Origin of the sequence: Streptomyces sp. (assembly GCF_035644915.1) — a bacterium.
Classification (GTDB): domain Bacteria; phylum Actinomycetota; class Actinomycetes; order Streptomycetales; family Streptomycetaceae; genus Streptomyces.
Genome location: NZ_DASQNP010000044.1, coordinates 1 through 17,969, shown reverse-complemented (window position 1 = coordinate 17,969; position 17,969 = coordinate 1). Strand labels below are relative to the sequence as shown.

Annotated in this window: 14 protein-coding genes and 1 rRNA gene; 5 read left to right on the top strand and 10 right to left on the bottom strand. The window is 71.2% G+C overall.

Annotation, left to right across the window (positions count from 1 at the left end; translation table 11 throughout):
- The 4 genes from VE546_RS04890 to thyX form a co-directional block, all read right to left on the bottom strand.
- Positions 1–136 (bottom strand): 16S ribosomal RNA (locus VE546_RS04890); the annotation flags it as partial.
- A gap of 421 nt (positions 137–557) precedes the next feature.
- Positions 558–2,243, bottom strand: coding sequence for a ribonuclease J (locus VE546_RS04885; RefSeq protein WP_324918836.1), 1,686 nt, complete (start codon positions 2,241–2,243; stop codon positions 558–560).
- Positions 2,244–2,346: 103 nt separating this feature from the next.
- Complete coding sequence (gene dapA, locus VE546_RS04880) at positions 2,347–3,246, bottom strand: 4-hydroxy-tetrahydrodipicolinate synthase (RefSeq protein WP_324918833.1); 900 nt, start codon at positions 3,244–3,246, stop codon at positions 2,347–2,349.
- A 169-nt stretch (positions 3,247–3,415) separates the two neighbouring features.
- The gene (gene thyX, locus VE546_RS04875) at positions 3,416–4,108 is read right to left on the bottom strand and encodes an FAD-dependent thymidylate synthase (RefSeq protein ID WP_324918842.1); all 693 of its coding nucleotides are present in this window, start codon (positions 4,106–4,108) and stop codon (positions 3,416–3,418) included.
- Between the two features lie 250 nt (positions 4,109–4,358).
- Between thyX and VE546_RS04870 the strand changes: the two genes are divergently transcribed.
- Both VE546_RS04870 and VE546_RS04865 read left to right on the top strand, forming a co-directional pair.
- Positions 4,359–4,598 carry a hypothetical protein gene (locus tag VE546_RS04870; RefSeq protein ID WP_324918830.1) on the top strand — a complete coding sequence of 80 codons (240 nt, stop codon included), beginning with the start codon at positions 4,359–4,361 and terminating at the stop codon, positions 4,596–4,598.
- 52 nt (positions 4,599–4,650) lie between these two features.
- Entirely contained in the window at positions 4,651–5,205 is a 555-nt protein-coding gene (locus VE546_RS04865) for a hypothetical protein (RefSeq protein ID WP_324918839.1), read from the top strand.
- Positions 5,206–5,266: 61 nt separating this feature from the next.
- Here the strand turns inward: VE546_RS04865 and VE546_RS04860 are convergent, their stop codons facing one another.
- The 6 genes from VE546_RS04860 to eccD form a co-directional block, all read right to left on the bottom strand.
- A complete protein-coding gene (locus VE546_RS04860; protein WP_324918827.1) occupies positions 5,267–5,737 on the bottom strand; it encodes a hypothetical protein in 471 nt (156 codons plus the stop codon).
- Positions 5,738–5,742: 5 nt separating this feature from the next.
- A complete protein-coding gene (dapB, locus tag VE546_RS04855; protein ID WP_324918824.1) occupies positions 5,743–6,495 on the bottom strand; it encodes a 4-hydroxy-tetrahydrodipicolinate reductase in 753 nt (250 codons plus the stop codon).
- Positions 6,496–6,531: 36 nt separating this feature from the next.
- The gene (locus VE546_RS04850) at positions 6,532–7,959 is read right to left on the bottom strand and encodes a pitrilysin family protein (RefSeq protein WP_324918821.1); all 1,428 of its coding nucleotides are present in this window, start codon (positions 7,957–7,959) and stop codon (positions 6,532–6,534) included.
- On the bottom strand, positions 7,956–10,190 hold the full coding sequence (locus tag VE546_RS04845; RefSeq protein WP_324918818.1) for a polyribonucleotide nucleotidyltransferase: 2,235 nt from the start codon (positions 10,188–10,190) through the stop codon (positions 7,956–7,958). Before VE546_RS04845 ends, VE546_RS04850 begins: the two co-directional genes overlap by 4 nt.
- Positions 10,191–10,456: 266 nt before the next feature.
- Positions 10,457–10,744 (bottom strand): 30S ribosomal protein S15, encoded by a 288-nt coding sequence (rpsO, locus tag VE546_RS04840; RefSeq protein WP_162466452.1) that lies wholly within the window; start codon positions 10,742–10,744, stop codon positions 10,457–10,459.
- Positions 10,745–10,929: 185 nt separating this feature from the next.
- Entirely contained in the window at positions 10,930–12,408 is a 1,479-nt protein-coding gene (eccD, locus tag VE546_RS04835; RefSeq protein ID WP_324918811.1) for a type VII secretion integral membrane protein EccD, read from the bottom strand.
- Between the two features lie 246 nt (positions 12,409–12,654).
- Between eccD and eccCa the strand changes: the two genes are divergently transcribed.
- From eccCa to VE546_RS04820, 3 genes are all read left to right on the top strand, one after another.
- The gene (gene eccCa, locus VE546_RS04830) at positions 12,655–16,626 is read left to right on the top strand and encodes a type VII secretion protein EccCa (protein ID WP_324918808.1); all 3,972 of its coding nucleotides are present in this window, start codon (positions 12,655–12,657) and stop codon (positions 16,624–16,626) included.
- 100 nt (positions 16,627–16,726) lie between these two features.
- A complete protein-coding gene (locus VE546_RS04825; protein ID WP_324918805.1) occupies positions 16,727–17,095 on the top strand; it encodes a type VII secretion target in 369 nt (122 codons plus the stop codon).
- Positions 17,092–17,969: putative T7SS-secreted protein (locus VE546_RS04820; protein ID WP_336692194.1), on the top strand; the 878-nt coding region annotated here is incomplete at its 3' end. The genes VE546_RS04825 and VE546_RS04820, both read left to right, overlap by 4 nt.

The following is a 17,969-nucleotide window of genomic DNA, read 5'->3' as shown; positions in this document are numbered from 1 at the left end:
AGTGCAGGGCAGATTGCCCACGTGTTACTCACCCGTTCGCCACTAATCCACCCCCGAAGGGGCTTCATCGTTCGACTTGCATGTGTTAAGCACGCCGCCAGCGTTCGTCCTGAGCCAGGATCAAACTCTCCGTGAATGCCTGCCCGGTCCTCCGGGCACATCCGCAAAGAGCGGCACCCGACCGGAAGGAATGATCCCGGGGGCGCCCAGCGTCCTCGCTGTGTGTGTTTCAAAGGAACCTCGTACCGAAGACCGAACGAGACGGTCCCGGGACGGGGTTGTCAACATGTCTGGCGTTGACTTTTGGCACGCTGTTGAGTTCTCAAGGAACGGACGCTTCCATCGGCACCCCTCCCGGGGCCCCTCCGGGCGCTTCCCTTCGGTGTTTTCCACCTTACCAGAACCTTTTTCAAGTCCGTTTCCGGCTTGTTCATCGATTCCGGCACCCGGGAGTGTGCCGGCGCAGACTGCACTCGGTTCCCGTTGCGGTGGAGACTCAAACGTACTGGAGCGGGGCGCCCGGATGCAAATCCGGGCGCCCCGCTGGCAGTTGGTCCTCAGACCTCCACGACCACAGGGAGGATCATGGGGCGGCGGCGGTAGTTGTCCGACACCCACCTGCCCATCGCGCGGCGCACGAGCTGCTGCAACTGGTGGGGCTCGGAGATGCCGTCCTGGGCCGCCTTGGTCAGAGCCTCGTCGATCTTGGGCATCACCGACTCGAAGTCGTTGTCGTCGATGCCGGAACCCCGGGCCTGGATGTGCGGGCCGCCCACGATCTTGCCGGTGCTGCTGTCCACCACCACGAAGACCGAGATGATGCCCTCCTCGCCCAGGATGCGGCGGTCCTTCAGCGAGGATTCGGTGACGTCTCCGACCGAGAGGCCGTCGACGTAGACGTAGCCCGCCTGCACCTTTCCGACGATCTTGGCCCTGCCGCCGACCAGGTCGACCACCACGCCGTCCTCCGCGATGACGATGTGGTCCTTGGGCACACCGGTCAGCGCGCCCAGTTCCGCGTTGGCCCGCAGGTGACGCCATTCGCCGTGGACCGGCATCAGGTTGCTCGGCTTGCAGATGTTGTAGAAGTACAGCAGCTCACCGGCCGAGGCATGGCCCGAGACGTGGACCTTGGCGTTGCCCTTGTGGACGACGTTGGCGCCCCACCGGGTCAGGCCGTTGATCACGCGGTAGACCGCGTTCTCGTTCCCCGGGATCAGGGAGGAGGCGAGGATCACCGTGTCGCCGGGGACGATGCGGATCTGGTGGTCGCGGTTGGCCATCCGCGACAGCGCGGCCATCGGCTCGCCCTGCGACCCCGTGCAGACGAGCACCACCTCGTCGTCCGGCAGGTCGTCCAGGGCCTTCACGTCCACGACGAGGCCCGCGGGGATCTTGAGGTAACCCAGGTCGCGGGCGATGCCCATGTTGCGGACCATCGACCGGCCGACGAAGGCGACGCGGCGGCCGTACTCGTGGGCGGTGTCGAGGATCTGCTGGATGCGGTGGACGTGGCTGGCGAAGCTCGCCACGATGATGCGCTTCTGGGCACCCGCGAAGACCTGGCGCAGCACCTGGGAGATGTCGCGCTCGGGCGGGACGAAACCGGGGACCTCGGCGTTGGTGGAGTCCGCCAGGAGCAGGTCGATGCCCTCCTCGCCCAGCCGCGCGAAGGCGCGCAGGTCGGTGAGGCGGCCGTCCAGCGGGAGCTGGTCCATCTTGAAGTCGCCGGTGTGCACCACCAGGCCCGCCGGGGTGCGGATGGCGACCGCGAGCGCGTCCGGGATGGAGTGGTTGACCGCGACGAACTCGCAGTCGAAGGGACCGATGCGCTCGCGGTGTCCCTCGGACACCTCAAGGATGTACGGACGGATGCGGTGTTCCTGGAGCTTGGCCTCGATCAGCGCCAGCGTGAGCTTGGAGCCGATCAGCGGGATGTCGGGCTTCTCCCTGAGCAGGAACGGGACACCGCCGATGTGGTCCTCGTGCCCGTGGGTCAGGACGATGCCGTCGATGTCGTCCAGCCGGTCCCGCACGTAGCTGAAGTCCGGGAGGATCAGGTCGACACCGGGCTGCTCCTCCTCGGGGAAGAGGACGCCGCAGTCGACGATGAGCAGGCGGCCGCCGTACTCGAAGACGGTCATGTTGCGGCCGATCTCGCCGAGGCCGCCCAGCGGGGTGACGCGGAGGCCGCCCTCGGGGAGCGCCGGCGGGGGGCCCAGTTCTGGATGTGGATGGCTCAAAAGACTCTCCTCACCACGCGCGCCACGCGCCCTCGCGGGGCACGTGGCGCGCGATCGTCGTGCACTTGCAGTTGTTGGTCCGTATGTAGTTGTGAAGTCTGTGTCAGAGCTGTACCCCGCCGGCCGCGAGATCGCGCTTGAGCTGCTCGGTCTCCTCCGGGGACAGCTCCACGAGCGGCAGGCGCAGCGGTCCCGCGGGCAGGCCCTGGAGGGCGAGGGCGGCCTTGGTGGTGATCACGCCCTGGGTGCGGAACATGCCCGTGAAGACCGGCAGCAGCTTCTGGTGGATCTCCGTCGCCTTGGCGACGTCGCCGTTGAGGTGGGCGTCCAGCAGGGCGCGCAGCTCGGGGGTGACGACGTGGCCGACGACCGAGACGAAGCCGACGGCGCCGACGGACAGCAGCGGGAGGTTGAGCATGTCGTCGCCGCTGTACCAGGCGAGCCCGCTGGTGGCGATGGCCCAGCTCGCCCGTCCCAGGTCGCCCTTGGCGTCCTTGTTGGCGACGATCCGCGGGTGCTCGGCCAGCCGGACGATGGTCTCGGTGTTGATGGGGACGCCGCTGCGGCCGGGGATGTCGTAGAGCATGACCGGCAGGTCGGTGGCGTCGGCGATGGCGGTGAAGTGCCGGTACAGGCCCTCCTGCGGGGGCTTGCTGTAGTACGGCGTGACGGCCAGCAGGCCGTGCGCGCCCGCCCGCTCGGCGGCGCGGGCCAGCTCCAGGCTGTGCTGGGTGTCGTTGGTGCCGGCTCCGGCGACGACATGGGCGCGGTCGCCGACCGCTTCGACCACGGCGCGTACGAGCTGTGCTTTCTCCGCATCGCTGGTGGTCGGGGACTCGCCGGTGGTGCCGTTGACGACGATGCCGTCGTTGCCGGCGTCCACCAGGTGGGCGGCGAGCTGCTGCGCGCCGTCGAGGTCGAGGGCACCGTCGGGGGTGAAGGGCGTGACCATCGCGGTCAGGACCCGCCCGAAGGGCGTCTGCGGTGTGGAGGTCGGAGCCATGGATCCCACGCTACTCGCAGCCTGCGGTGCGATGCTCCCTCGGGAGGCCGGATGTGGAGCCCGACACTGTCCGCTCGGGGGTTCAGACAGTGCCGGGTCCGTATGACGAGCCTAGACGAACCTTGACTAAAGCCGCAATTCAGGCATCCTCTTCGGTGGATCCGCGACCCTAGGGAGCGACCCGGCCGTTGGCGTTGAACGCCTCGTGGGTGAGGGGCATGAGCTTGGCCCAGTGCGCCTCCATCCCCTCGGCGACCATCTCGATCTCCCGCTGCGGGAAGGAGGGCACCTTCGCCAGCTCGTGACGGGTGCGCAGCCCCAGGAAGTGCATCAGCGAGCGGGCGTTGCAGGTGGCGTACATCGAGGAGTACAGGCCCACCGGAAGGGCGGCACGGGCGACCTCGCGCGCGACGCCGGCGTCCAGCATCTCCTGGTACGCCTCGTAGGAGCGGCGGTACGCGGCCTCCAGGTTCTCGGAGACGAGCCGGTGCTGCTCCGCCGTCCCCTCGACGAACCGGTACTTGCCGGGACGGCCCTCCTGCACCAGCTTGCGGGAGGTGTCCGGCACGTAGAACACGGGCTCCAGCTCGCGGTACCTGCCGCTCTCCTCGTTGTAGCTCCAGCCCACCCGGTGGCGGTGGAACTCGCGGAAGACGAACAGCGGCGCGCTGATGAAGAAGGTCATCGAGTTGTGCTCGAACGGGCTGCCGTGCCGGTCGCGCATCAGGAAGTTGATCAGCCCCCTGGAGCGCTCCGGATCCTTCCGCAGCTCGTCCAGGGACTGCTCGCCCGCGGTGGAGACCCGCGCCGCCCACAGCACGTCGGTGTCGGAGGCGCTGTGTTTGACCAGCTCCACGGTCATGTCGCTGCGGAAACGGAGAGCGGGGGTGTCGGGCACCAGGACTCCTTCCAGTCACATCGCTCAGGGGGCGGCGAACAGCCTACGGCGCGCCGGTGACAGCGGAGGCCGCACGCCGACATACGCTCCCTGACGGCCACAGGAGGGGCGGCCGATGATATTTTTCCGCAAGCCGTCTAAACCGGGCACTTCGTCGAACGCATGGACGTTCCCCGTACGGCAGCACAGACCGTCGTCCAAGGAGTCGCACCGCATGATCCGCCGCGAGGAGTCCGTGCCCTTCGCCTTCATCGCCGGGTCCGGGCAGTTCCGCAGCAACGTCGCGCCCCCGCGCCCGCGGCCGACGCGGTCCCAGATACTCGGTCGCGCGCTGATGGGCCTGGTCGTGATCGCCGGTCTCGTCGGCTCCCTGCTGCTCGGGATGCCCGCCCTCCGGACGCCGGACCCGCTCGACCACGGGCCGGACCAGCCGTCCGCCGCCGAGAGCCGCTGATAATCTCCTCGGTCACAGGCCCCCACCGACTGTGCCCGTGAGCGAGGATCCCGTGCCCCTGCACTTCCTGACGGCCGACGGCGAGCTGGACGCCGCTCCCTCGGACGCCCCGCTGCCCTACGAGGACCGCGAGCGGTGGCGACGTCCGTACCGGCCGGGTCCCTGGCGGGTCGGCGGAGCCGCGCTGTTGCTGCTGCTCGCCTCCTACCTGCTGCTGTCCGCCCTGATCATCGCCGTGGCGGGCGCCCTCACGGGAGCGGCCGGGTGCGCGTCCGGCGCGGTGCTGGTGATCGCGTACGCGCTGCGCCTGCTGCGCGTGGGGGTGTGGGTCAACGCCCGCGGGATACGCCAGGTGGGGCTGTTCACGACGACGACGCTGGCCTGGGAGGACGTGGCGGCCGTACGGACGGTGCAGCAGCCGGTGAGGTGGCTGGGCCTGCCGCGCACCGTGCAGGGACAGGCCCTGCTCATCGAGCCGCGCCGGCGCGAGGCCCTGCGGGCGGTGCTCACCGACCACGGCGCCGACTTCCTGGCGCGGCCCGGGGCCTTCGACCGGGCTGCCGACGTGGTGGAGGGCTGGGCCGCCGAGCATCGCCGCCGCCCGTAGGCGCCCTCCCGCGGACGGCGGGACCCGTTCCGGAGCCGGGATTCCGGCTCCGGAACCACTCTCAGGCCGCGGTCTCCCGCTCCTCCCGCACGGGTTTGCCGTCGTGCAGGTCGATGGCCCGCTGCATGGCCTTGCGGGCGCGCGGGGTGTCCCGGGCGTCGTGGTAGGCGACGGCCAGCCGGAACCAGCAGCGCCAGTCGTCCGGCGCGGCCTCGGCCTCCCGCTTGCGCCGGGCGAAGATCGCGTCCGCCGCCTCCCGGTCGATGCGTCCGCCCGGCGTCCTCGCGGGCTCGTCCGCCGGCAGGCCGCCCTCGGCCTCCAGTTCCCTCGCCAGCCGGTTCGCGTTCCGGGCGAACCGGGTGTTGTGCCACAGGAACCAGGCGCCGACGCACGGCAGTACGAGGGCCGCCGCTCCCATCCCCATCGCGGCGGGCTCGCCGGTCCTCAGCAGCAGCACGCCCTCCAGGGCCACCACGGCGAACACGATGACCAGCGCGGTGGAGAGGAAGGCGTAGGTGATCTTTCCGCCCATGGCCGTCAGTCCAGGTCCAGGAAGTTCTCCAGCCCCACGGTGAGGCCGGGGGTGTCGACCACACGTCGCACACCCAACAGGATGCCCGGCATGAAGCAACTGTGGTGCAGCGAGTCGTGGCGGATGGTGAGGGTCTCCCCGGTGTCGCCGAGCAGCACCTCCTGGTGGGCCAGCAGCCCGCGCAGCCGTACGGCGTGCACCGGGATCCCGTCCACGTCCGCGCCGCGGGCACCGTCCAGGGCGGAGGTGGTGGCGTCCGGCTGCGGGGGGCAGCCCGCCTCGGCCCGGGCGGCGGCGATGAGCTGGGCGGTGCGGGTGGCGGTGCCGGAGGGGGCGTCGGCCTTGTTCGGGTGGTGCAGTTCGACCACCTCGACGGACTCGAAGAAGCGGGCGGCCTGCTGGGCGAAGCGCATGGTCAGGACGGCGCCGATGGAGAAGTTCGGCGCCACCAGCACACCGGTGCCCGGGGAGGCCTCCAGCCAGCCGCGCAGCCGGGCGAACCGCTCCTCGGTCCAGCCCGTGGTGCCGACCACGCCGTGGATGCCGTGGCCGACGCAGTACTCCAGGTTGCCCATCACCGCGTCGGGGTGGGTCAGGTCCACCGCCACCTGGGCGCCCGCCTCGGTGAGTTCCTCCAGCCTGTCGTCCCGGTCCAGGGCGGCGACGAGCTCCATGTCGTCGGCGCCCTCCACGGCGCGCACGGCCTCGGAGCCGATCCGGCCCCGGGCGCCCAGGACTGCTACGCGGAGCTTGCTCATGTGCGTGTTTCCTTCACGGGTACGTGGGGTGGCCGGTCAGGCGACGGCCTCGTCCAGACGGGCGCTCTGCTTGTCGGTCAGCGGTCCGATGACCGACAGCGAGGGCCTGTGTCCCAGGATCTCGCGCGCCACCGAGCGGATGTCGTCCGGGGTGACGGAGGCGATCTTCGTGAGCATGTCGTCGACCGACAGTTGCTCGCCCCAGCACAGCTCGCCCTTGCCGATGTGGTTCATCAGCGCGCCGGTGTCCTCCATGCCCAGGACCGTGGAGCCGGAGAGCTGGCCGATGGCGCGCCGCAGCTCCTCGTCGCCCAGGCCGTGCTCGGCGACGTGGTCGAGTTCGTCGCGGCAGATCTTCAGCACGTCGTGGACCAGGTTCGGGCGGCAGCCCACGTACACGCCGAACAGGCCGCAGTCGGCGAAGTCGGAGGTGTAGGAGTACACGCTGTAGGCCAGCCCGCGCTTCTCCCGGATCTCCTGGAACAGGCGCGAGCTCATGCCGCCGCCGAGGGCCGTGCTGAGCACCCCCAGCGCCCAGCGGCGCTCGTCGGTGCGGGACAGTCCGGGCATGCCCAGCACCACGTGGGCCTGTTCGGTGCCACGGTCCAGCACGTCCACGCGGCCCGCGGTGCGGATGCGGCGCGAACCGGTGCGGGGGCCGAGGGGTTCGGCGTCGGCGCGGTCCAGGGCGCCCGCCCGTTCGAAGGCCTCCCGGACCTGGCGTACGACCGTGTCGTGGTCCAGGTTGCCCGCGGCGGCGACGACCAGGTGGGTCGGGTCGTAGTGCTTGCGGTAGAAGCGGGCGATGCGGTCGCGGGTCAGGGCGTTGATCGTCTCGTTCGTGCCCAGGACCGGGCGGCCCAGCGGGGTGTCGCCGAACATGGTCTTCGCGAACAGGTCGTGGACGCAGTCCCCGGGGTCGTCCTCGGTCATGGCGATCTCTTCCAGGACGACGCCGCGCTCGGCCTCGACGTCCTCGGCCCGGATCAGCGAGCCGGTCAGCATGTCGCAGACGACGTCGATGGCCAGAGGGAGGTCGGTGTCCAGGACCCGGGCGTAGTAGCAGGTGAACTCCTTCGCCGTGAAGGCGTTCATCTCGCCGCCGACCGCGTCGATCTCCGCGGAGATCTCCAGGGCGCTGCGCCGCCTGGTGCCCTTGAAGAGCAGGTGCTCCAGGTAGTGGGTGGCTCCGTTGAGCGAGGGCGTCTCGTCGCGCGAGCCGACCCGCACCCAGATCCCGAAGGTCGCGGAGCGGACGGTCGGCACCGCCTCGGTGACGACGCGCAGGCCGCCGGGGAGCACGGTCTTGCGGACGGTTCCCGCACCGCCCGTGCCGCCCGCGCCTTCGGCGGTGGCGGCGGCCGGCCGCCGGGCGGAGGAGTGGGAGGGGGAGGGAAGGTGATGGGCGACGGCCCGCCCCACCGTGGCGGTGGGGCGGGCCGTCGCGCGGGGCGTGCGCGTCACTTGGTCGCAGCGTCCTTCGCGTCGGTGTTCTCGGCTCCGTCCTTGCCGTCTTCCTCGTCCAGGACCGGGATCAGCGACAGCTTGCCGCGCTGGTCGATCTCGGCGATCTCGACCTGGACCTTCTGGCCGACCCCCAGCACGTCCTCGACGTTCTCCACGCGCTTGCCGCCGGCGAGCTTGCGGATCTGCGAGATGTGCAGCAGGCCGTCCTTGCCCGGGAGCAGGGAGACGAAGGCGCCGAAGGTGGTGGTCTTCACGACCGTGCCCAGGTAGCGCTCGCCGACCTCCGGCATCGTCGGGTTGGCGATGGCGTTGATGGCGGCGCGGGCCGCCTCGGCGGCCGGTCCGTCGGCGGCGCCGATGTAGATGGTGCCGTCGTCCTCGATGGTGATGTCGGCGCCGGTGTCCTCCTGGATCTGGTTGATCATCTTGCCCTTGGGGCCGATGACCTCGCCGATCTTGTCCACCGGGATCTTCACGGTGATGATCCGCGGCGCGTTGGGGGACATCTCGTCGGGGACGTCGATGGCCTCGCTCATCACGTCCAGGATGTGCAGGCGGGCGTCGCGGGCCTGCTTGAGGGCCGCGGCCAGCACGGAGGCCGGGATGCCGTCCAGCTTGGTGTCGAGCTGGAGGGCGGTGACGAACTGGCGGGTGCCGGCGACCTTGAAGTCCATGTCGCCGAAGGCGTCCTCCGCACCGAGGATGTCGGTGAGGGTGACGTAGTGGGTCTCGCCGTCGATCTCCTCGGAGATCAGGCCCATGGCGATGCCGGCGACCGGGGCCTTGAGCGGCACACCGGCGTTCAGCAGCGACATGGTGGAGGCGCACACCGAGCCCATGGAGGTCGAGCCGTTGGAGCCCAGCGCCTCGGAGACCTGGCGGATGGCGTACGGGAACTCCTCGCGCGAGGGCAGCACCGGGATGATCGCCCGCTCGGCCAGCGCGCCGTGGCCGATCTCGCGGCGCTTGGGGGAGCCGACGCGGCCGGTCTCACCGGTGGAGTACGGCGGGAAGTTGTAGTGGTGCATGTAGCGCTTGCGCGTCACCGGCGAGAGGGTGTCGAGCTGCTGCTCCATGCGGAGCATGTTGAGGGTGGTGACGCCCAGGATCTGGGTCTCGCCGCGCTCGAACAGCGCCGAGCCGTGCACCCGCGGGATCGCCTCGACCTCGGCGGCCAGCGTGCGGATCTCCGTCAGGCCGCGGCCGTCGATGCGCTTCTTCTCCTTGATGACGCGCTCGCGCACCAGGGACTTGGTCAGCGCGCGGTACGCCGCGGAGATCTCCTTCTCACGGCCCTCGAACTGCGGCAGCAGCTTCTCGGCGGCCAGCGCCTTGACGCGGTCCAGCTCGGCCTCGCGCTCCTGCTTGGCCGCGATGGTGAGCGCCTGGGCCAGCTCGTCGCGGACCGCCTCGCTCAGCGCCTCGTACACGTCGTCCTGGTAGTCCAGGAAGATCGGGAACTCGGCGACGGGCTTGGCGGCCTTGGCGGCGAGGTCGGACTGGGCCCGGCACAGGGTCTTGATGAAGGGCTTGGCGGCCTCCAGGCCGGCGGCGACGACCTCCTCGGTCGGCGCCTGGGCCCCGTTCTTGACCAGCTCGACGGTCTTCTCGGTGGCCTCCGCCTCGACCATCATGATCGCGACGTCGCCGTCGGGGAGGACGCGGCCGGCGACGACCATGTCGAAGACGGCCTCCTCCAGCTCGCTGTGGGTGGGGAAGGCCACCCACTGGCCGCGGATCAGGGCCACGCGGGTGCCGCCGATCGGGCCCGAGAAGGGCAGGCCCGCCAACTGCGTGGAGCAGGAGGCGGCGTTGATGGCGACCACGTCGTACAGGTGCTCGGGGTTGAGCGCCATGATCGTCTCGACGATCTGGATCTCGTTGCGCAGGCCCTTCTGGAAGGACGGGCGCAGCGGCCGGTCGATCAGGCGGCAGGTGAGGATCGCGTCCTCGCTGGGGCGGCCCTCACGGCGGAAGAAGGAGCCGGGGATCTTCCCCGCGGCGTACATCCGCTCCTCGACGTCGACCGTCAGGGGGAAGAAGTCGAGCTGCTCCTTGGGGTGCTTCGAGGCGGTGGTGGCCGACAGCACCATGGTGTCGTCGTCCAGGTAGGCGACGGCGGAGCCGGCGGCCTGGCGGGCCAGGCGGCCCGTCTCGAAGCGGATGGTGCGGGTGCCGAAGGAACCGTTGTCGATGACGGCCTCGGCGTAGTGGGTCTCGTTCTCCACCAGGAAATTCTCCTCGTCTGCGTCCCCCGCCCGTGTGGCGGGGACGGTGTCGGTGGAGCGTCTTCCCGTGCTGGCCGGTCTTCGATCGAAGCTCCCGGGCCAGGTGCCCGGGGGCCACTACCGAGGACCGGCGGCGTGAAGCGCTCCGCCTCGTCGTGTATGTCGTTGTCGGGACCAGACTACAAAGCTTCTGCCCGTCGTGAGGCCCGGCAAGTACGGCAAAGGGAGCGGTCCCCTCCGATGGGAACCGCTCCCTTCACGGGGTGCTACCGGGCGCCCGCCGCACCGCGGCGGATGCCCAGGCGCTCGACCAGGGCGCGGAAGCGCTGGATGTCCTTCTTCGCCAGGTACTGCAGCAGGCGGCGGCGCTGGCCGACCAGCAGCAGCAGACCACGGCGGGAGTGGTGGTCGTGCTTGTGGGTCTTCAGGTGCTCGGTGAGGTCCGAGATGCGGCGGGTGAGCAGCGCGACCTGGACCTCGGGGGAGCCGGTGTCGCCCTCCTTGGTGGCGAACTCGGCCATGATCTGCTTCTTCGTAGCGGCGTCGAGCGACACGCGATACTCCTTGGGTTCTCGTCGAGGCCACCGAGTGCCCCTGGCCTGCCTGCAGGGGATCTTTCACGACTCGGGAGGCGGGGTCCGCTGGGCGCTGTTTCCAGGCAGTCCGGAAACGCGTACGCAAACGGCCGCCGATCAGCCTACCAGTCGCGCGGCGGGCCGCTCACCGCCGGCCGCCCGGGTCAGCCGCTGGTCATGCTCCGCGCGGCGGAGTAGACGTCCAGCACGGCCAGGCACAGCGGGACCAGCGACAGCAGGACGGCGCCCTCGGCGATGTCGAGGAAGCGTCCCCAGAAGGGAGTGACGCCGCGGCGCGGCACGATCAGCCCGATGGCCGTGACCAGGGCCGCCGCGGCGGCGAGGGCGGCGGTCAGCCAGATCGTCCGCAGGTCGAAGGCGCCGCTGTCGCCGGTCAGCAGCTCCCGTACCAGGTCGGCGGGCGGGTTGAGGGCCAGGCCGAGGGCGAGCAGGGCGAGGGCGGCCAGTCCGGCGGCCAGGGCGCAGGCGACCTGGACGGTGTAGCGGAACAGCCGGGCGCGCATCAGCATCGCCAGCCCGGCGGCCAGGGCGAGGAGCTGGCCCCAGACGGAGTCGGAGAAGCCCAGGACGGCGGCCGCGCCGACGACGACGGCCGCGCAGCCGCCGACGAGGCCGAGCAGCATCTCGTGACCGCGGCGGGCCTGGGCGGCGATGCGCTCCGCGTCGACGGGACCGGCGGTGTCGGGGGCGGCGTCCGGGTCCTCGTCGTACCGCATGGTGCCCGGCCGCGGCGCGCTGTAGCCGATGGGGAGCCGGGCGAAGCGGGCGGAGAGGCCGGGCAGGAACGCGATGGCGCCGACCGCCACGGGCACGCACAGCGCGGCGGTCTCCACCGGCGGGATGTCGGTCAGGATGGCGACGAAGGTGACCAGGGTGCCGACGGCCGAGGCGGAGGCGGCGGCGACGAACGGTCCGTCGCCGCTGGGCGTGGCGGCGATCAGGGCGACGGAGGCGACCAGCACGGCCACGCACCCCAGCAGGAACTGCAGCCGGCCGATGCCGCCCCCCTCCTCCAGCGGCAGCAGCCCGGACCCGGCGATCATCACGTGCGGCAGCGCGGCGAGCCCGAGCGCGATCGCGGAGGGACGGTCGTCGTACACCCGCGCCCGTACGGCCGCGAAGGCGATCAGCAGCACCCCGGCCACGGCGGCGAGGATGCCCGGCAGGCTGTGCATGTCGTGGCGGACCGGGTCGGCGAACCACAGCACGAAGGCCGTCAGGACCAGCAGCACCACACCGCCGACCAGCCCGGCGCCCCGCATCAGGTCGTCGCTCCACAGCCTGCGGTCCTTGCTCACCGCCGAGGCGACCGCGTCGGAGACGTCGTCGAAGACGGCGGGCGGCAGCGACTCGGCGAACGGCCGCATGCTGAGGACCTCGCCGTCCAGGACGCGCTGGGCGGCGAAGGAGCGGGCGCTGTCGAGCACGCTGCCGTCGCGGCGCACCAGGTGGTAGCCGACGGGGGCGCCCTCGGCGGGGCTCTGGCCGCTGAGGCGGAGGATCTCGGGGTAGAGGTCGGCGACCGGGATGTCCTCGGGGAGGGCCACGTCGATACGGCTGTCGGGCGCGACGATGGTGACCCGGCAGAAGCCGGTGGCGGCTGCCGATGCAGTCGTACTCACCTTGAGATCCCCCTCATGGGCTGCTCACTGGCTCCATAACTGCGCACGGGCCGTTCACCGGACCCCCACGATCTCCCGCGGTTCCTCACCGGCGGCTGCTCGTTCGCTGCTGCGCATGTGTCGCGCGACACCCTACCGCCCTCGGTCATCTTGTACTGCCAGTAGGATCGCTGCGCTGCGGACGGAGTCCGTCGCCACGGGGGCGTCGGCAGGAACTGTCCCGTCTGCCCAGGGGATTGATGCGCCGTGAGTCAGATCGTCGTCAAGCGTCCGCCACGGGTCCTGCCGCCCAGCGTGCCCAGCGAGGATCTGAGGCTCGAGCCTCCTCCCGAGCTGCCGCGCGGTCAGCAGGAGGGAATACTGCTCCAGCTCCTGCCGATGCTCGGCATGGGCGGGTCGGTCGTGTTCTTCTTCATGCCGAACGCGCACCCGTTCATGCGCATCATGGGCATGGTGATGATCGCCTCCACGATCGCCATGCTCATCGCCACCATCGTGCGGTTTCGCAGGGGCACACAGGGGGAGATGGCGCAGTTGCGCCGGGACTACCTCAAGTACCTGGCGCAGACCCGGCGCAAGGTCCGCAGGACCGCGCGCAAGCAGCGCGACGCGCAGTTCTACCTGCACCCCTCGCCGGACCAGCTGTGGGCCCTGGTCGCCGAGGGCAGCCGGGTGTGGGAACGGCGCCCGGGTGACGACGACTTCGTGCACGTGCGCGTCGGCCTGGGCACGCAGCGGCTGGCGACGCCGCTGGTGGCACCGGAGACGGCACCGGTGGACGAACTGGAGCCGCTGACGGCCGGGGCGATGCACCAGTTCCTGCAGACGCACAGCACCGTCGACGGACTGCCGATGGCCGTGTCGCTGCGCGCCTTCTACCACATGACGGTGAGCGGCGACCCGGAGTCGGTGTACGGCACCGCCCGCGCGATGGTGGCCTCGCTGGTCTCCCTCCACTCCCCCGACGACCTGGTGGTCGCGGTCGTGACCGGACGCGAGGACGCCGGGAGTTGGGAGTGGGTCAAGTGGCTCCCGCACGCGCAGACCCCCGGTGCCACCGACGGCGCGGGCACCCGGCGCCTGATCACGGGCGACGTGCTGGAGCTGGAGAGGCTGCTGGGCGCCAAGCTGGAGGGCCGGCCGCGCTTCAACTCCGGCGGACAGCCCCTGCTGGACCAGCCGCACGTGCTGATCGTGCTGGACGGCGGCGCGGCGGTGCCCCCGGGTTCGATGCTGGCCTCCGCCGAGGGCCTGCAGGGCGTCACGGTCGTCGAGGTCGTGCCCGGCGAGATCGGCAGCCCGCGCGGCGGCCTGTCGGTGGTCGTACGGCCCGGTGAACTGCGGCTGGAGTCGGCGCACGGCGCGGTGTACGAGGGGCAGCCCGACCACCTCTCCCCGGAGGCCGCCGAGGCGCTGGCCCGGCAGCTCGCCCCGCTGCGCATGGGCACGGGCGGCGACGACGACGAACCGCTGCTGGCGAACCTGGAGTTCACCGACCTGCTGAACCTGGGCGACGCCGCGTCGGTCGACGTGCGGCGGACCTGGCGGCCGCGCTCGACGGCCGAGCGGCTGCGCGTCCCGATCGGCGTGGGCGAGGACGGCCAGCCGGTCATGCTGGACCTGAAGGAGGCGGCCCAGGACGGCATGGGCCCGCACGGCCTGTGCGTCGGCGCGACCGGCTCCGGCAAGTCGGAGCTGCTGCGCACCCTGGTGCTCGGGCTGGCGGTCACGCACTCCTCCGAGACCCTGAACTTCGTCCTCGCGGACTTCAAGGGCGGTGCGACCTTCGCCGGGATGTCGCAGATGCCGCACGTGGCGGCCGTCATCACCAACCTGGCCGACGACCTCGCCCTGGTCGACCGCATGGGCGACTCGATCCGCGGTGAGCTCAACCGCCGCCAGGAGCTGCTGCGCGACGCGGGCAACTACGCCAACATCCACGACTACGAGAGGGCGCGCGCGGCGGGCGCCCCGCTGATCCCGCTCCCCTCGCTGGTCCTGGTCATCGACGAGTTCAGCGAGCTGCTGACGGCCAAGCCCGACTTCATCGACATGTTCATCCAGATCGGCCGCATCGGCCGTTCGCTGGGCGTGCACCTGCTGCTGGCCTCGCAGCGCCTGGAGGAGGGCCGGCTGCGCGGCCTGGAGACGTACCTGTCGTACCGGATCGGTCTGCGCACCTTCTCGGCCGCCGAGTCCCGGGCCGCCCTCGGCGTGCCGGACGCGTACCACCTGCCGTCGGTGCCCGGCTCCGGCTACCTGAAGTTCGGCACCGAGGAGATGGTCCGCTTCAAGGCCGCCTACGTCTCGGGGGTCTACCGCTCGAACTCCCCGGGCGACGGCGCCCCCACCGGGCCGCTGCCCGCCGACCGCCGGCCGGTGCTCTTCACGGCGGCGCCGGTGCCGGTCCCGGCGCGGCAGGCCGACCCCGTGCCGGCGGCCCCGGCGCCCAGTGCGCCCTCGGACGACGACGCGCTGGCGGACACCGTCCTGGACGTCATCGTGCGCCGCCTGGAGAACCAGGGCCCCGCGGCCCACCAGGTCTGGCTGCCGCCGCTGGACCAGGCGCCGCCGCTGGACGAGCTGCTGCCCGGCCTGACCACCGTCGAGGGCCGCGGCCTGACCCAGCCCGACTACCCGCACGCGGGCCGGCTGGTGGTGCCCCTGGGCCTGGTGGACAAGCCGTACGAGCAGCGGCGCGAGACGCTGCTGCGCGACTTCTCCGGCGCCGCGGGCCACATGCTGGTCCTCGGTGGTCCGCAGTCGGGCAAGTCGACCCTGCTGCGCACCCTGATCTCGGCCTTCGCCCTCACCCACACCCCGCAGGAGGTCCAGTTCTACGGGCTGGACTTCGGCGGTGGCGGCCTGTCGGCCGTGGCGGACCTGCCGCACGTGGGCGGTGTCGCCTCCCGGCTCGACCCGGAGCGGGTCCGGCGGACCGTGGCGGAGGTCGCCGGGATCCTCGTCCAGCGCGAGGAGTACTTCCGGGCCAACAACATCGACTCCATCGCCACCTTCCGGCGCCGCCGGGCGCGCGGGGAGATCACCGACCAGCCGTGGGGCGACGTCTTCCTGGTCATCGACGGCTGGGGCGGCTTCCGCCAGGAGTACGACATGCTGGAGGAGGTCGTGATCAACCTCGCGTCGCGCGGCCTCGGCTACGGCATCCACGTCGTCGTCACCGCCTCCCGCAGCATGGAGGTGCGTCCGGCGCTCAAGGACCAGTTGATGAACCGGCTGGAGCTCCGGCTCGGCGACCCCATGGACTCGGAGTTCGACCGCAAGGTCGCCGCGAACGTCCCGCAGGGCGTGCCGGGCCGCGGCCAGACGCCGGAGAAGCTCCACTTCATGACCGCGGTCCCCCGCATCGACGGCGTCTCCTCCGACGAGGAGCTGTCCGACGCCACCGCCGCCCTGAACCGCGCGGTGGCGCGGGCCTGGCAGGGTCCGTCGGCGCCGCCGGTCCGGCTGCTCCCCCGCGAGCTCCCGGCCCACCAGCTGCCCAAGGGCAGCGACCACCCGGAGCACGGCATCGCCTTCGGCATCGACGAGAACACCCTGCAGCCCGTCTTCGTCGACTTCGAGACCGATCCCTTCTTCCTGGTCTTCGGCGAGAGCGAGTCGGGCAAGACCGCGCTGCTGCGCCTGCTGGCCAAGCAGATCTCCGAGCGGTACACGCCCGACGAGGCGCGCATCGTCGTCGCCGACTACCGGCGCTCCCTGCTGAGCAACGTCCCGGACTCGCACCTGATCGTGTACGCGGCCATGTCCAACGCCATGGACACGCACATGGCGGCGCTCAAGGACCTGATGGAGAAGCGCACGCCGCCGGAGGACGTCACGCCGCAGCAACTGCGCGACCGCAGTTGGTGGGCGGGGCCGAAGATGTTCGTCATCATCGACGACTACGAGCTGGTCTCCACCTCCAGCGGCAACCCGCTGGCCATGCTCACCGAGCACCTGCCCTTCGCGCGCGACATCGGCGTCTGCTTCATCATCGCCCGCAACTCCGCCGGTGCCTCGCGCTCCTCCTTCGAGCCCTTCATGCAGCGCATCAAGGAGCTCGGCGCCCAGGGCGTGATCCTCTCCAGCGACCCCGGCGAGGGCGATCTCCTCGGCAACGTCCGCGGCCGTCCCATGCCGCCGGGCCGTGGCTACTTCGTCTCGCGCCGGCGGGGGGCCCCGCTGGTGCAGGTGGGCTGGCTCCCGGCGCGGTGACGCCCCGGCCCCACCACCCCGTGCGGCACGGCCCGGCCCCCGCCGGCCGTGCCGCACGGCGAACCGGTCCACGACCCGCGCTTGCCACCCGGAGGTGCACATGGGCGGCCGTCTGAACGTCGAGCGGCAGGAGCTCGACCGCCTGCTGACACGGCTGCACGACAGCCAGGACCAGATGCGCAAGGCACTGAAAGCCCTGCGGGACATCGGCCCGAAGAGCACGGGCAGCCAGGCGCTGGACAACGCCTGCGAAGAGATCCACGACAGTTGGGACGACGCCATCGGCAAGATCGCCGACGGCACGGACGCGATCGAGAAGATGCTCAGGTCCACCAAGAACAATTACGAGGCGACCGAGCGGGCGATCCGGGAGGCCTTCGAGAAGGCCAGGCCCGACACCGCGCCCGGCACCGCGCCCACCGGTGCCCCGTCCGGCGGCCCGTCCCGTCCGGCGGGAGACCGCCCGTGAGCGCGGAGGAGTTCCCCACCATCGGCTTCAACCCGGCCCCGGGGAAGCTGAGCAGCATCGACGACCTGACGGACAAGCTGTCGAAGACCGTCGACGGCCTGAAGAAGGCGCACGAGGTCCTCACCTCGATCGGCAGGGCCGGGGAGGGCGGGAGGACCGCCTGGGAGGGCGAGGCCGCCACCGCGTTCTCCAGGAAGGTCGGCGAACTGCCCAAGTACCTCGACGACAGCCACGACGCGCTGAGCTGTGCCGAGAAGCAGTTGCGGGACTGGCGCACCAGGCTCGCGAAGTACCAGGAGACGGCCCGCGACTACGAGGCGAGGGCCAAGGCCGCCAAGGACCGGCAGACCAAGGCGGAGGCCGAGCACGACAAGGCCGTCACGGCGTACAACTCGGCCGCCGCCGACCCCGCGCTGGGCTACGCGGGACGGACCTTCACCGACCAGGACGCCCTGAACAGCGCCCGGGCCCGGTACGACGCCGCGGCGGACCGGCTGCGGCAGGCGGGCCGGGCGCTCGACGCCGCCGCCGGGAGGGTCGAGGCGGCCCGGGACGACCTGGAAGCCATCATCGAGAAGGCCAAGGACCTCCTGGAGGAGCACCAGGAGTACGCGCGGACGATCGCCTCCCGGCTCAGGAAGGCCAACGACAAGGCCCCGGACACCGGCTTCTTCGAGGGCATCGCCGACGCGTTCAAGAAGCTCGGCAACAGGATGCAGGAGTGGTGCGTCAAGCACGCCGACCTGCTCAAGGAGATCGGCGACTGGCTCGGCATCGCCTCCACCGTCCTGGGCATCCTGGCCCTGGCCACCGTCTGGTTCCCGCCGCTGTCCGGCGGTCTGGCGCTGGCGAGTGCCGGCCTCTCCGCGGGGGC